This is a genomic window from Bradyrhizobium sp. CCBAU 53421 (assembly GCF_015291625.1).
Lineage (GTDB): Bacteria > Pseudomonadota > Alphaproteobacteria > Rhizobiales > Xanthobacteraceae > Bradyrhizobium.
The window spans coordinates 603,277-617,174 of record NZ_CP030047.1 but is presented as its reverse complement, the minus strand read 5'-3'; the positions used below and the strand labels follow the sequence as shown (position 1 = coordinate 617,174).

Genomic DNA, 13,898 nt, shown 5'->3' with positions numbered 1-13,898 from the left:
ATTTCCGGACCGGCGCGATTGGGGGGCGCCGTCCAAAAATTGTTGTTCACCCCACTGTTGGAGGACATCACGATGAAGAGGAATTTGCTTGCGGCCGCCGCCGCACTTCTGCTGGCCGGAGGCATCACGAGCAGCGCGGTCGCCGCTGACAAGCTGAAGGTCGGATTCATCTATCTCGGGCCGGTCGGCGATCTCGGCTGGACCTATCAGCACGAGCTTGCCCGGCAGGCCGTGGTGAAGGAGTTCGGCGACAAGATCGAGACAACCTTTCTCGAAAACGTTCCCGAAGGTCCGGACGCGGAGCGCGCTGTCGAGCAGCTCGTCCGCGCCGGCAACAAGCTGATCTTCACCACGTCATTCGGCTACATGGATCCCACGCTGAAGGTGGCGAAGAAGTATCCCAACGTGCATTTCGAGCATTGCTCCGGCTACAAGCGCGACAAGAACATGTCGACCTATTCGGCGCGCTGGTACCAGGGCCGCTACATCCAGGGAGAGATCGCAGCCAAGATGTCCAAGGCTGGCGTACTCGGCTATATCGGTTCGTTCCCGATTCCCGAAGTCGTCTCGGGCATCAACGCGACGATGATCGGCGCGCAGACCGTCAATCCCGCCATCAAGGTGAAGATCATCTGGGTGAACTCGTGGTTTGATCCCGGCAAGGAAGCCGATGCTGCGAAGGCGCTGCTCGATCAGGGCGCCGACATCATCATGCAGCACACCGACTCGCCAGCCGCGATGCAGATCGCAGGCGAGCGCGGCAAGCTCGCATTCGGCCAGGACTCCGAAATGGTCAAGTTCGGCCCGAAGGCGCAACTGACCTCGATCCTCGACACGTGGGCACCCTATTATATCGAGCGGGTGAAGGCGGAGCTCGACGGCACCTGGAAATCCGGCGATACCTGGGGCGGCCTCGAGACCAAGATGTTCGAAATGGCGCCCTACACCAACATGCCTGACGACGTGAAGAAGACGGCGGAGGACACCCAGGCGGCCATCGCCGCCGGCAAGCTGCATCCGTTCAAGTGCCCCGTCGTCGCGCAGGACGGCAAGGAGATCGAGTGCAAGGGCGGCGATCATCTGGCGGATGACCAGATCCTCGGCATGAACTTCTACGTCAAGGGCATCGACGACAAGCTTCCCGGCAAGTGAGCGATCGCCGCTCCGAGAGGACCCTCCCCTCTTGCGGGGGAGGGTCAAGTTGGCCTGACGGTCGACGAGGCGCCGCTTGCGCCGTAACCTAACCGGCCTGAATGGCGCGGGCGGCGGCATTATGCCGGCGCATCAGATCGGCGACGTCGAGCCCGGGAATCGCCCCGTCAATGACGGTCCAGCGGCCGCCGACCATGACGCGGTCGGCACGGTGCGCCCCGCACAGCACAAGCGCCGCGAGCGGGTCGCCGTGCCCGGAGAAGCGCAGTTCGTCGAGCTTGAAGAGCGCGAGATCGGCCGCCTTGCCGACCGCGATTTCACCGAGCTCGGGCCGCCCGACGCAGGCTGCGGATCCCTTGGTCGCCCATCGCAGCGCGTCGATGTGACTGACGCGATTGACGCCATAGCGCGCCCGCTGCACCAGGAAGGCCGCGCGCACCTCCTGCATCAGGTTCGACTCGTCGTTGGAGGCGGAGCCATCGACACCGAGCCCAATTCCGACACCGGCCTCCTCCATTTCGCAGACCGGGCAGCAACCTGAGGCGAGGACCTGGTTGCTGCAGGCGCAATGGCTGACCGTCATCCCGGCCTTGCCAAGCCGCACCATTTCCTCCGGGGCGAAATGGATGCCGTGCGCAAGCCAGGTGCGTGAATTGAGCCAACCGCATTGCTCGAGATAATCCAGCGGACGACAACGGTAGGTCTCCTGACAGAATCTGTTCTCGTCCTCCGTCTCCGCAAGATGGGTGTGCAGGCGAACGTCGAGCTTGCCGGCAAGCTCGGCGGTCCGGCGCATCAACGAGGTGGTCACCGAGAACGGCGAACATGGCGCCAGCGCAATCTGCACCATCGCGTCCGCGCCGCGCTGGTGGTGCCGGGCGACGACCCGCTCGCTGTCGGCCAGGATGGTGTCTTCATCCTGAACCACGCTGTCGGGCGGCAGGCCACCATCGCGCTGCGACAGGTTCATCGAGCCGCGCGTCAGCAACACGCGCAAGCCGAGCCGTCTGGCCACCTCGACCTCGATGTCGATGGCATGCTCCAGCCCGGCGGGGAACACGTAATGATGGTCGGTGGTGGTGGTGCAGCCCGACAGCAGCAATTCCGACATCGCCACGGTGACGCCGAGCGACAAGGCGTCCGGCGTCAGCCTCGCCCACACCGGATAGAGTGCCTGAAGCCAGGGAAAGAGCTCGCGATCGAGCGCAGCCGGAACGGCGCGCGTCAGAGTCTGGTAGAAATGATGATGGGTGTTGATCAGGCCAGGCAGCACGACATGGGCGCTGGCGTCGAAGACCGTTATATCGGCGGTCGCGGCCTCGCGACCGCGGCCGACCAGTTCAACGATTTTGCCATCCTGGATCACGACGCCGCGTTCGGCCCCATCGGCCAGGATGGAAAGTGGATCCTTGATCCAGATCGGTTGCGCTTGAGCCATGATTCCAACCATCATCTCCGACTGCCGGGCCTTGCCTTTCGCTTGCAAGGATCGCCCCACAATTGGCGTCAGTCTTGCAGGAGTTCCTGCCCGAACACATAACACGGAGAAGGCGCTGGAATCGCGATGGATTTGAACACGATCAGAGACGTCGTTCGGCCGCGGACGCGGGCTCAATTGCCCGTTTGGACGGCAGGCGATGCGTGGCTTGCGGGCGGCACCTGGCTGTTTTCCGAGCCGCAGACGGATCTCAATCGCCTGATCGACCTGACCGACCTCAAATGGCCCGCGCTGACCGTCGACGATGATCGCCTCGGCATCGCGGCAACCTGCACGGTGGCGCAACTCGACAGCTTCGCCTGCCCGCCGGACTGGATCGCGGCCCCGCTGATCGGCCAATGCTGCCGCGCCTTCCTCGCTTCCTTCAAGATCTGGAAGACCGCGACGGTCGGCGGCAATATCTGCATGTCGCTTCCGGCCGGGCCGATGATCGCACTGACGTCGGCGCTCGGCGGCGTCTGTACGGTGTGGCGCGCGGACGGCGGCGAATACCAGGTTCCGGTCGCCGATTTTGTCACCGGCAATCGGCGGAACGTGCTCACGAGCGGCGATCTGTTGCGCCAGATCGATATTCCACTTGCGGCGCTGCGACGGCGCTCGGTCTTTCGCCAGATATCCCTGACGCCGGTCGGCCGCTCCGCGGCGCTCCTCATCGGAAGCGTGGATAGCAATGACGCGCTGCGGCTGACGATAACGGCTTCCACGACACGGCCGGTCCAGCTCTCCTTTGCCGACCTGCCCGGTCCCGAGGCTCTGCGCACAACCATCCTGCGGGAAATTGCAGACGGCATGTACCACACCGACGTCCATGGCAGGCCGATGTGGCGCAAGCACATGACCCTGCGGCTGGCCGAAGAGATCCGCAGCGAACTCGCGACCGGCTCATGAGTTGCACATGAGCATCGACATCAACGGCAAGATCTTTGCAGAGACGCCTCGCCCCGGCCAATGCCTGCGTACATTCCTGCGCGAGCTCGGGCATTTCGGCGTCAAGAAGGGCTGCGACGCCGGCGACTGCGGTGCGTGCACCGTGCTGCTTGACGGCGAACCGGTGCATAGCTGCGTTATCCCGGCATTCCGCGCCGACGGACATGCGGTGACGACCATCGAAGGCCTCGGGTCCGAGACGCGTGCGCATCCGCTGCAGCAAGCCTTTCTGGATGCCCAGGGATTTCAATGCGGCTTCTGCACTGCGGGCATGATCCTGACCTGCGCCTCGCTGAACCAGGCCCAGCGCCAGGAGCTCGGCGTGGCGCTGAAAGGCAATATCTGCCGTTGCACCGGCTATCGCTCGATCGAGGATGCGCTCGACGGCAAGACGAATGTCGAGGACGCCGCTGCGGGAAGCGCCTTCGGACGCAGCCTCCCCGCGCCGGCCGGTCCGCTCGTGGTACGCGGGACGGCACGTTACACCTTCGACGTTCAGCTCGACGGATTGCTGCACATCAAGCTGCTGCGCTCGCCGCACCCACACGCCAGGATCGTCGCGATCGACAAGACGGCGGCACTTGCGGTTCCAGGCGTCCATGCGGTTTTGACCCATGAGGACGCACCGAAACGGCTGTTCTCGACGGCGCTGCACGAAAAGGCGTGGATGGATCCGGATGATACCCGGGTGCTTGACGACATCGTCCGCTTCGTCGGACAGAAGGTCGCCGCTGTCATCGCCGAAAATGAGGCGGCCGCCGAAGAAGGCTGTCGCCGCCTCAAGGTCGGCTACGACATCTTGCCAGCGGTAACGGATCCGGCGTTAGCAATCACGCCGGACGCACCAATTATTCACGGCGGCAAGAGCGCCGACATCCACCGCGTCAGCGACGCCTCGCGCAATATCGTCGCCGAAACCCATGGCGAATTCGGCGATGTCGCCGGGGCGCTTGCAATCTCGGCCGCGACCTATGAGGGCACATTCACCACCCAGCGGGTGCAGCATGCAGCGCTGGAAACCCACGGCGGGCTTGCCTGGATCGATACCGACGGCATCCTGAACGTTCGCTCGAGCACCCAGGTGCCGTACCTGACGCGGCGATCGCTGGCGCAGATCTTCGATCGTCCACTGGACAGCGTCCGCGTGTTTTGCGAACGCGTGGGCGGCGGCTTCGGCGGCAAGCAGGAAATGTTCGTCGAGGATATTCTGGCGCTGGCTGCGATTGCCACCGGCCGGCCGGTCAAGCTCGAGTTCACCCGCGAAGAGCAGTTCATCGCGACGTCGACCCGGCATCCGATGCGCGTCATCGTCAGGGCCGGTGCCGATAGCCGAGGCATGCTGACTGCGCTGCAGCTCGACGTGCTCTCGAATACTGGAGCCTACGGCAATCACGCGGGGCCCGTGCTGTTCCACGCCGTCAGCGAATGCATCAGCGTCTACAACTGCCCGAACAAGAAGGTCGACGCGATCGCCGCCTATACCAACACGTTACCTTCAGGCGCTTTCCGCGGCTATGGCCTGCCGCAGACGCTGTTTGCCGTCGAGGCCGCCATCGACGAACTGGCGAAGCAACTCGGCATTAATCCCTTCGAGATGCGTCGTCGCAACATTGTCAAGCCCGGCGATCCCATGCTGTCACCACCGCCGTCGGACTACCACGACGTGCGGTACGGCTCTTACGGGCTCGACCAATGCATCGACCTGGTCGAGCGCGCGATGTCGGCGGAGCGCCCCCGCTACGCCCTTTCCGAGGACTGGCTGATCGGCGAGGGCATCGCACTGACCATGATCGACACCGTACCGCCGGCGGGGCACCTCTCCGATTCGACGATCACGCTCCGCGACGACGGTGGATTCGAGCTGACGGTAGGAACCGCCGAGTTTGGCAACGGCACCAGCACCGTACATCGACAGCTCGCAGCGACGGCGTTAGCGACAACCGTCGATCGCATCAGCCTCCGGCAATCCGATACTGCGCTGGGCGGCCACGACACCGGCGCTTATGGCAGTGCGGGCACCTTTGTCGCCGGGCGAGCGACGCAAGCGGCCGCAGAGAACCTAGCCGACGCGATCAAGACATTCGCATCCGAGCTGAGCAGCACCGGTGCCGCTGACTGCACTCTCGAGAATGAGACCGCAATCTGCGGCGCGGAACGCCGGTCATTCCTCGAACTCGCCCGGGCGGCGAGAGCCAGTGGACGAACGCTTCACGGCAGCGGCAATTCGGCCGGCACGCCGCGTTCGGTTGCATTCAACGTACAGGGCTTTCGCGTTGCCGTGAACAAGGGCACCGGCGAAGTCCGTATCCTCAAGAGCGTGCAGGCCGCGGATGCCGGCCGCGTCGCCAATCCCATGCAGTGTCGCGGCCAGATCGAAGGCGGTGTTGCGCAGTCGCTCGGTGCCGCGCTTTATGAGGAACTGGTCATCGACGATAGCGGCAAAGTGATCAACCCGACGTTTCGCGACTATCATCTCCCGTCGTTTGCCGACGTGCCGCGCTGCGAGGTCTATTTCGCCGAGACGTCGGATACGATTGGTCCAATGGGCGCAAAATCGATGAGCGAGAGCCCCTACAATCCGGTCACGGCAGCGCTGGGCAATGCGATTGCGGATGCGACCGGCATCCGTTTCACGAGCACACCGTTCAAGCCTGACCGCCTGTTTCCAGCACTGCTCGAGAAGTTCGGCCGGGCTCCGGACGAACCGGGCCAGTCAATCGTCTGAAACCTCAAACTGCGCCCTTATTCCCTGGCCACGGTGCACTCGATCTGGCCGTGTGGCTCGTCGGTCGGCAAGAAGACCTGGTTGTTGTTGTCGAGCCCGAACGGGGAGAGATTCATCAAGATGAAGTGCATGTTCGGGCAGGCCATGCTGATCTCGGAGATCTCCGGCACCGCCGCGAGCGCCGCCTCGCCCATCCGGTAGAGACTGTCCTGCACGCTCCAGCTATAGGTCGTGGCAAACACCTCCAGCACCGTATCGAGGATCCTGGCATTGGTGGCGGGATAGTCTGCCGGCTTTCCCGACCATTTCCATGTCGCGACCATGCTGGTCGCGCAGATCCGGTCGTTGGTCGGGGGAATCGTCGTGTAGCGATCCTTGACGTAGTTCTCCCAGCCGGATTGCGTTGACTTCATGAAGGCGAAATTGTCGATGCCCGACGAAATCGACATCGGCCCGCCCCGCTCCACGGCGACCGCTACGGTCGGCCTGCCATTGCCGTCGAGCACGAAACTGTGCGGATGCGGCTTGTCGTCGAAGCTCAGCCGCCTCCATCTGGTCTCGTGCGAGCTGACCGACACCGAGGCGACCTGCGGGTACGTATCGAGATATTTCTGCGCCAGAACCTGACAGAAATCCTCCGGGCTAAGCCCGGTGTTTTCCCGCGCCACGACATTGACAATGTTCTTGATCGTGTCGGTCGACACGGTCAGGGAATTGTCCGCGTGTGTGAAGGTGCGCGCGAACTCGCCTTGCAGCATGGCCTTGATGTCGAGCTGGCTGACGTCATGCCGGTCGCCCTCGCGATGAACTCGCATCACGCGGACCCGGCCCTTACCGTATCTGTTCGTGATCAGCGGCACGTGTGTCTCCAACCAGGTTGGCGATTATCGGGAATGTTACCTCGGCTCCGAAGGATGGAGCAACGTTCATGCCAGTGGCAAGCCGGGACGGCGCTGGTCTCGTCGGAAGGGCCGTCCCTGGCGGAATTCTCGCCACTGGCGCCGCGGCTTTCAGCTTCCGCGATAAGTTGCATAGCTCCATGGCGTCACCAGCAGCGGCACGTGCAGATGGCCTTCCGGCTCGCTCACCGCGAAACGCAGCGTGATGCGATCGAGAAAGGGAGGATCCGCCAGCGGCACGCCCCGAGCAGCAAAATACGCGCCGATGCCGAATGTGAGTTCGTACGTTCCGATCGGCACAGGACGTCCGCCAATAAGCGGCGCGTCGGTCCGGCCGTCTGCATTGGTCGTCGTGCGCGCAACCACCCGGCTGACGCCGAGCTCGGCCAGCTCAACTAGCTCGACGGCGACCCCCGCGGCCGGCTTTCCGCTGTTCGTGTCGAGCACGTGGGTCGATAGCCGGCCGGACACCGCAAGGCGATCACCGCCGATCACCGACTGGTCCAGCCGCAGCGCAGCGATCCGGCAGATCTCGTCAATCGAGGTTTGCGTTTCGGTCGCGAGGTCATTCGGCAGACGCCGCGCGAAGTCGCGAAGGATCGAGTCCTTGGTGTGCCGACGCACGCAGACGATGTAAGGGAAGCCGAATTTCGAGCGGTAGGCCGTGTTGACGCGTTCAAACGCCTCATATTCCGCATCAGACAGGCGATCTAGACCGACGCTGTTCTGTTCGGCATTGGACTCCGCGGTCAGCCCCGCGGCACGTTGCGTCTTGCTGGCGAGATCGGGATGCGCATTGATGAGCGCCATCCGCAGCTCCGCAGGAGCTCGATCGACGGCCGCCGTCATGGCCGCGAACAATCCGGCAATGCCGGAGAATGGCCGGTTGTGGGCGGCCTGCTCCGCGATCCATGGCGAGTGCTCGAAGATGTTGGCGAGCGCGGCGACAAACTCGTCGCGGCTGCAGGCGTTCAACTCGGCGAGCGCTCTCGACATCAAACACCCAATCTGAAGGCACTCTTGGCGCACAGCTATCGAATGGCCGCGGTCCCTTGCAACCATTTGCAGGACAAGGAAAGCAAGGACTATTCCATGCGTCTCCGCGAAGAGAAAGCGCTGCTAACGGCGGTCATAAGACCAACCGAATACGCCGCTCCGGCGTACTTCCGGCTCTTCCGCAGCTGGCGGCGCTGCCGGAGCCGCCGCCTGTGGAGCAACCGGCGCAGGCAAGTTTTCGCACTTCAGCGAGTAGACCAGTTCGCCCTTCGCGGTACGGCCGATCGGGGCGCAATCGTCCGCCAACAACGTGCCCGGCTTCGCGGCCGGCTTGACTGTCGCCGGCCTGGTCTGCGCCCAGGCGGGCGCCGTCAGCAACAGCAGGGCAGCCAGGACCTTTTTCATGAGCGGCTCTCGAACACGCCTTATTGAAGCTGATCGGATTACCAAAGTCCACGGTAACACGGGGCCACCAGTGCCGATTATTTAGTCGTGACCAAGAAATTTGCTCGCTACTTCGTGACTCCCCCGCCATCGCGACCGAGTACGTGAAGACATAGTTCAGCAAGTAGATTCGAAGGCCAGCGAATTGACCCTCGAACACAAAAATCGGCAAGGGAGAAACGACATTGCCCAGAATACTGCTTACCGCACTCAGTTCGGTTCTCATCAGCACGGCGTTGGTTCAGTTCGCGACTGCAGCCGAGCGTCATCGCATCAACCCGCACCGGACCGTCACGACGCAGGCCCAGGCCCCGGCGCGCAACCTTGACGCCTACGCGGCCTGGCCGCGAGCCACACCTGAAGGATATGAGGGCACGTCGAGCTATTATCGCGGCGGCTATTCAGCCCCGGCCGGGCACTGACCGCTGTAACCCGATCGGAAAGGCCGACCCTCTCGACGGTCGGCCTTTGGCCGAGTCATCGGCCGACTGGCGTCGGCCGGGACCGGTCGGTGTTGCCAACGAGATTTGCCGGCCCACGGCGAACTGTACCGGCGGGAGGCGTCAGGACTATTGACTGGCTTTGGCACCTATTTGATGCTGTCCCTCCGGTAACAGGGTCGGACGAATTGCGAGACAGCAAGTGGGACGAGCGGTTCATGCTTCTGGCGCACCATTTGGCGCACTGGAGCATTGAAAAGGGACGCCGGGTCGGCGCCGTCGTGGTCGGACCCGATCATGAAATACGCTCGACCGGCTACAACAGCTTGCCGCGCGGGGTCAACGATGCGGTCGAAGAGCGACACTCCCGCATCACCGGCGCAAAGTATATCTGGAGCTGCCATGCCGAGCAGAATGCCATTTTCAATGCGGCACGCATCGGAATAGCGCTCAAGGGTTGCACGATCTACGTTCCCTGGTTTCCCTGCGTGGAATGCACGAAAGCGATCATTCAATCGGGCATATCGGAGGTCGTTGGTTATGAACCTGACCAGCCCAATTCGAATTGGGCCCAGGATTTTGCGATTGCCGGCACGATGCTGAAGGAAGCAAACGTCGTGGTGCGGTTCATACCGAGGCTCGCCGAGCTGCCGGATGTATCCGAAGAAGAGAATTGATCACGGAGCCTTCCGATACGCCACCAGACTTGACTATCGCGTACCGTAGGCACGGTCACCCGCATCGCCGAGGCCCGGCAGGATGAAAGCGTTTTTGTCCAACCCTTCGTCGATCGCCGCAAGCCAGATCGGAACATCCGGGTGAATGCCACGCATGCGTTCGACCCCTTCGGGCGCGGCGATCAGGCTGACGAGCCGGACGTCATTGGCACCGCGCTCCTTCAGCCGATCCACCGCCGCGACGGACAGATTGGCTGTCGCCAGCACCGGGGAAATCACGATCACGAGTCTCTCGTGCAAATCGCTCGGAGCCTTGAAAAAATACTCCACGGCCACGAATGTCTCGGGTTCGCGATAGAGGCCGATATGGGCGACGCGCGCAGTCGGCACGAGGTCGAGCATGCCCTCCGCAAAGGTGACGCCGGCGCGCAGCACCGGCGCGAACACCAGCTTCTTTCCCGATATCTCCGGCGACTTCATTTTCGCGAGCGGCGTCTCGATCTCGACATCGGCCAGCGGCAGGTCGCGGGTCACCTCGTAGCACAGCAGCATCCCGATCTCCTTGAGGAGTTCGCGAAACGACTTGGTCGAAGTGTCCTTGTTGCGCAGCAGGGTCAGCTTGTGCTGCACCAACGGATGGCTAACGATCGTGACGCCTTCCATACCGAGTCTCCGCGCTAAAACACCGTGCCGTCGCTGACGATCTTGACCGGAGGCGACGCGTCGGCGCGGCGTTCGCGCGCCAGCCGTCGGCCCGCAGCCCAGGTTCCGCCTTCGAGGATTTTCGCCAGCGGCAATGCCGTTGCGTCGAGCCCCAGGCGCCGGCGCACATTATCCGCGACGCGGTCGAGCAACGCCACCGTCAGCCCCCGCCACTCCACCACAAGTGGCGACGCGACATCGTGCTCCCGCAACGCATCGCTGTCGTCGCGGAATGTCAGCACGCCATTGTCGATGAAGAGACCGCCGTTGCGGTACTCGGCAAGGCCGGTCAGCCCGTCGATGTCGGTCACGGCAATGCCGGCAATCTGCAGCGGCTCGATCAGCGAATAGACCAGCCACTGCGAGAGCTTGTGCAACGGCATGAGCTGGCTGGTCGCATCCCCGGTGGTCAGCATCGGATGCTTCCAGCAATCACCGAGAGCGATTCGGCCGAGCGTCAGCCGCGACGGCCAGATCGGCCCGAACTCCCTGAGCAGTTCCGACAATATCGTAGGGGCTGGAAGCCTGCGATCGTCGGCAACCGATGCCAGCCGGTCGAAGAGCCCGCCGGGCCGCGGCGTATCGAAGCGTCCGAAGACAGCCGGCTTCGAGGCCAGCAGCCGGCCGAGGCTACGCAACAAATTCACCCGGCCTTCAATGCCGACCAGCGGATTGGCGTCCGAGACTTGCATGCCGCGGATGAGATCCGTCATGGACAAATTCGCGAGCACATCGGCATCGACTCGCAGCGGCTGCCGCGGGTCCGACGAGAATGCGCCACCTGCGAACATCGCGAGGCTTGCCAGTCCCAATCCTTCCGAACGGCCAATGGCCAATCCGGTCACCGGGTCACGGTAACGCCATGACGGCCCGGCGCCGGCGTCCAGAAAGACGCTGACCATGGCCAGATCGAATTCGGCACGGGCCCGTGTCGCGCGATCCGGCCATGCGACCTGGCCGGCCAGGCGCGCCCAGCGATCGACACCATTCACGGAGAAATGCCGCCAGCGCGAATGAAACGGCACGTCGAGCGAGGGATACGCCTCTCGTGTGGTCTGCACCACCAGCTCGGCCGTCGAGTCCATCCGGCCGAGGTGGACGCGGAAGTTCGGAAGCTGGTCCTCAAGTCCGATGGCAAGAAGCCGCTGCGCGCGCTCCCGCACCGCGCCGGCATTGAGCAACGACAGGGCCGCCGCCGTCTCGGACTTCATGGAGGACATGGCCGCGCTCAATATTTATCGAGAGAACGGCCGACGAAGTCGCGCTGGGTGGGCTCCTCCGGCGAGTAGTAGCCGGCGGCCTTCTTGGCTGCGATCTCCACCAGGGCGTCGGCCGGCACCAGGTCGTCGGGAATCGGTACGCGCTCGACGATGTCGATGCCCTGGCTCACCAGCGCGTCGTATTTCATGTCGCTCATGGAGACGAAGCGATCGATGCGCTGCAGTCCGAGCCAGTGCACGACGTCCGGCATCAACTGCTGGAAGCGGGCATCCTGTACACCCGCAACGCATTCGGTGCGCTCGAAATACTGCGTGGCGGCATCGCCGCCTTCCTGCCGCTTGCGCGCATTGTAGACGAGGAATTTGGTTACCTCGCCGAGGGCGCGGCCTTCCTTGCGGTTGTAGATGATGATGCCGAGCCCGCCGGTCTGTCCTGCACGCACGCATTCCTCGATGCCGTGCAGCAGGTATGGGCGGCAGGTGCAGATGTCCGAGCCGAACACGTCGGAGCCGTTACATTCGTCATGCACGCGGCAGGTGATGCTGGTGCGATGGTCAGGCAGCTTGGCGACATCACCGAACAGATAGGCCGTGGTGCCGCCGATCGGCGGCAGGAACACATGGAGGTCAGGTCGTGTCACCAGTTCCGGAAACATGCCGGCCGTCTGCTCGAACAACTGCCTGCGCAGATTGCTTTCAGTCGTGGCGAAGCGCGCCGCGATTCCCGGCAGATACCAGACCGGGTCGATCGCGATCTTGACGACGGAGACGCTTCCCCCCTCGTGAACGACGGCGCCGTCGCGCTTCAGCCGACCGGCTGATATCGCAGCTTGCAATTCGGGCAAGTCGAGGCGGGCGCGGGTGATCGCGATGCTCGGACGGATATCGACGCCTTCCGCGATCTCCTTCGCGAACGCCTCCGCAGCCAGGTGCCCCCACGGATCAAGCGAGACGATCCGGTTCGGATCCGTCCATTGCGGGAATGGCCCAATCGTGGCCGCTGGTTGCGTGTTGGTCAGATCCGGACGCCGGATCGGATCGAGCGCGCCCGACGAGACCGCCAGCGCCCGATAGATCGAATAGGAGCCGCCATGAGTGCCGATGACATTGCGCTGCTGCGGGCGTGAGACCGTCCCAATCACCGGTCCGCGTTCACGCGCCGTGGCCGCTCCCCAATGAATCGGGAATTCGATTTTCGCGCCCGGCGCCGGATGGGATGTAATCCGGATGTGATCGGTTCGATTGGATTTAGTCATCGTTACGCACCAACACATGGCGCCTGTCCGCCGGGTAAAAAGCCCGGTTACCGGCAGCCAAAAGGATTCTGCAGTATGTCCCAATCGCGGCTGAACACAACGGGCGCATTAGTGGTAAGGTTTACGACGCTATCACGACCCGTGGAGCAGGACCTGCCGCTCGTTTCCAATTCCATGAACGAAGGGGCGATCGGCGGCCGGAAAAGGCAAGGTCATCCGTCTATCCTGCGGTGAGCCGCTGGGATCGGTGCCTATATCTCGGGCAAATCGGGCACGCCACTTGCACGCTATTCCGCGCGCGCAACCGCAGATAGGGCGATCCCATGAGCAAAGAAAGCGTGAACCTCGTCAACCATCCCCTGGTCCAGCACAAGCTCTCGCTGATGCGCGACAAGGATCGCTCCACCAAAGGGTTTCGCGAGCTTCTGAACGAGATCGGAATGCTGCTTTGCTATGAGGTCACCCGGGACTTGCCTCTGGAGATGGTCGACATCGATACGCCGGTCGCCGCGATGAAGGCCCCCAAAATCGCGGGCAAGAAACTCACTCTCGCTCCAATCTTGCGGGCGGGTGTCGGATTTCTCGACGGGATGCTGGCGCTCGTCCCATCGGCGCGCGTGGCACATATCGGCCTTTACCGGGATCCGCAGACGCTTCAAGCCGTGGAGTATTTCTTCAAGGCGCCGCAGGATGTGTCGGAACGCATCGTGATCCTGCTGGATCCGATGCTTGCGACGGGAAATTCAGCCTGCGCCGCAGTTAGTCTGCTCAAATCGCGAGGCGCCCGGGATATCAGGTTCGTCTGCCTGCTCGCGGCCCCCGAGGGGATCGCCCGATTCCAGAATGAGTGTCCGGACGTGCCGATCTGGACTGCTGCCATCGACGAGAGACTGAATGATCACGGCTATATCGTGCCGGGCCTGGGCGATGCCGGAGACAGAATGTTCGGCACAAGGTAGACG

At 63.2% G+C, this 13,898-nt stretch carries 12 protein-coding genes; 5 read left to right on the top strand and 7 right to left on the bottom strand.

The features are described 5' to 3' along the window. Positions 1–72 precede the first annotated feature (72 nt). The gene (locus XH92_RS02860) at positions 73–1,152 is read left to right on the top strand and encodes a BMP family ABC transporter substrate-binding protein (protein WP_194457880.1); all 1,080 of its coding nucleotides are present in this window, start codon (positions 73–75) and stop codon (positions 1,150–1,152) included. Between the two features lie 88 nt (positions 1,153–1,240). On the opposite strand, the gene XH92_RS02855 is transcribed toward XH92_RS02860, so the two are convergent. Continuing rightward, positions 1,241–2,590, bottom strand: a complete 1,350-nt coding sequence (locus XH92_RS02855; RefSeq protein ID WP_194457879.1) for an 8-oxoguanine deaminase — start codon at positions 2,588–2,590, stop codon at positions 1,241–1,243. Between the two features lie 126 nt (positions 2,591–2,716). Here XH92_RS02855 and XH92_RS02850 point away from each other — a divergent pair, with 126 nt between their 5' ends. Both XH92_RS02850 and XH92_RS02845 read left to right on the top strand, forming a co-directional pair. Continuing rightward, a complete protein-coding gene (locus tag XH92_RS02850; protein WP_194457878.1) occupies positions 2,717–3,538 on the top strand; it encodes an FAD binding domain-containing protein in 822 nt (273 codons plus the stop codon). A gap of 7 nt (positions 3,539–3,545) precedes the next feature. Then, positions 3,546–6,302 (top strand): molybdopterin cofactor-binding domain-containing protein, encoded by a 2,757-nt coding sequence (locus XH92_RS02845; protein ID WP_194457877.1) that lies wholly within the window; start codon positions 3,546–3,548, stop codon positions 6,300–6,302. A 17-nt stretch (positions 6,303–6,319) separates the two neighbouring features. On the opposite strand, the gene pucL is transcribed toward XH92_RS02845, so the two are convergent. From pucL to XH92_RS02830, 3 genes are all read right to left on the bottom strand, one after another. Further along, positions 6,320–7,162, bottom strand: a complete 843-nt coding sequence (pucL, locus tag XH92_RS02840; RefSeq protein ID WP_194457876.1) for a factor-independent urate hydroxylase — start codon at positions 7,160–7,162, stop codon at positions 6,320–6,322. A 150-nt stretch (positions 7,163–7,312) separates the two neighbouring features. Continuing rightward, positions 7,313–8,197 (bottom strand): 2-oxo-4-hydroxy-4-carboxy-5-ureidoimidazoline decarboxylase, encoded by an 885-nt coding sequence (uraD, locus tag XH92_RS02835; protein ID WP_194457875.1) that lies wholly within the window; start codon positions 8,195–8,197, stop codon positions 7,313–7,315. Positions 8,198–8,320: 123 nt separating this feature from the next. Next, the gene (locus XH92_RS02830; protein ID WP_194457874.1) at positions 8,321–8,602 is read right to left on the bottom strand and encodes a hypothetical protein; all 282 of its coding nucleotides are present in this window, start codon (positions 8,600–8,602) and stop codon (positions 8,321–8,323) included. Between the two features lie 697 nt (positions 8,603–9,299). Between XH92_RS02830 and XH92_RS02825 the strand changes: the two genes are divergently transcribed. Then, positions 9,300–9,758 carry a dCMP deaminase family protein gene (locus tag XH92_RS02825; protein WP_194457873.1) on the top strand — a complete coding sequence of 153 codons (459 nt, stop codon included), beginning with the start codon at positions 9,300–9,302 and terminating at the stop codon, positions 9,756–9,758. 33 nt (positions 9,759–9,791) lie between these two features. Here the strand turns inward: XH92_RS02825 and upp (XH92_RS02820) are convergent, their stop codons facing one another. From upp (XH92_RS02820) to XH92_RS02810, 3 genes are read right to left on the bottom strand one after another with little or no spacing between them, the layout of a single operon-like run. Continuing rightward, positions 9,792–10,421 carry a uracil phosphoribosyltransferase gene (gene upp / locus XH92_RS02820; RefSeq protein WP_194457872.1) on the bottom strand — a complete coding sequence of 210 codons (630 nt, stop codon included), beginning with the start codon at positions 10,419–10,421 and terminating at the stop codon, positions 9,792–9,794. A gap of 14 nt (positions 10,422–10,435) precedes the next feature. Then, the gene (locus XH92_RS02815) at positions 10,436–11,671 is read right to left on the bottom strand and encodes a URC4/urg3 family protein (protein WP_194461079.1); all 1,236 of its coding nucleotides are present in this window, start codon (positions 11,669–11,671) and stop codon (positions 10,436–10,438) included. A gap of 17 nt (positions 11,672–11,688) precedes the next feature. Continuing rightward, positions 11,689–12,936, bottom strand: a complete 1,248-nt coding sequence (locus tag XH92_RS02810) for a GTP cyclohydrolase II (protein WP_194457871.1) — start codon at positions 12,934–12,936, stop codon at positions 11,689–11,691. Positions 12,937–13,259: 323 nt separating this feature from the next. Here XH92_RS02810 and upp (XH92_RS02805) point away from each other — a divergent pair, with 323 nt between their 5' ends. After that, the gene (gene upp, locus XH92_RS02805) at positions 13,260–13,895 is read left to right on the top strand and encodes a uracil phosphoribosyltransferase (RefSeq protein ID WP_194457870.1); all 636 of its coding nucleotides are present in this window, start codon (positions 13,260–13,262) and stop codon (positions 13,893–13,895) included. The last annotated feature ends 3 nt before the right edge of the window (positions 13,896–13,898 follow it).

What these genes read in the sequence shown, in the direction of transcription:
- XH92_RS02860 (WP_194457880.1), top strand. Translation starts at nt 73, where the DNA reads ATGAAGAGGAATTTGCTTGCGGCCGCCGCCGCACTTCTGCTGGCCGGA.
- XH92_RS02855 (WP_194457879.1), bottom strand. Translation starts at nt 2,590, where the DNA reads ATGGCTCAAGCGCAACCGATCTGGATCAAGGATCCACTTTCCATCCTG.
- XH92_RS02850 (WP_194457878.1), top strand. Translation starts at nt 2,717, where the DNA reads ATGGATTTGAACACGATCAGAGACGTCGTTCGGCCGCGGACGCGGGCT.
- XH92_RS02845 (WP_194457877.1), top strand. Translation starts at nt 3,546, where the DNA reads ATGAGCATCGACATCAACGGCAAGATCTTTGCAGAGACGCCTCGCCCC.
- uraD (WP_194457875.1), bottom strand. Translation starts at nt 8,197, where the DNA reads ATGTCGAGAGCGCTCGCCGAGTTGAACGCCTGCAGCCGCGACGAGTTT.
- XH92_RS02830 (WP_194457874.1), bottom strand. Translation starts at nt 8,602, where the DNA reads ATGAAAAAGGTCCTGGCTGCCCTGCTGTTGCTGACGGCGCCCGCCTGG.
- XH92_RS02825 (WP_194457873.1), top strand. Translation starts at nt 9,300, where the DNA reads ATGCTTCTGGCGCACCATTTGGCGCACTGGAGCATTGAAAAGGGACGC.
- upp (WP_194457872.1), bottom strand. Translation starts at nt 10,421, where the DNA reads ATGGAAGGCGTCACGATCGTTAGCCATCCGTTGGTGCAGCACAAGCTG.
- XH92_RS02815 (WP_194461079.1), bottom strand. Translation starts at nt 11,671, where the DNA reads ATGAAGTCCGAGACGGCGGCGGCCCTGTCGTTGCTCAATGCCGGCGCG.
- XH92_RS02810 (WP_194457871.1), bottom strand. Translation starts at nt 12,936, where the DNA reads ATGACTAAATCCAATCGAACCGATCACATCCGGATTACATCCCATCCG.
- upp (WP_194457870.1), top strand. Translation starts at nt 13,260, where the DNA reads ATGAGCAAAGAAAGCGTGAACCTCGTCAACCATCCCCTGGTCCAGCAC.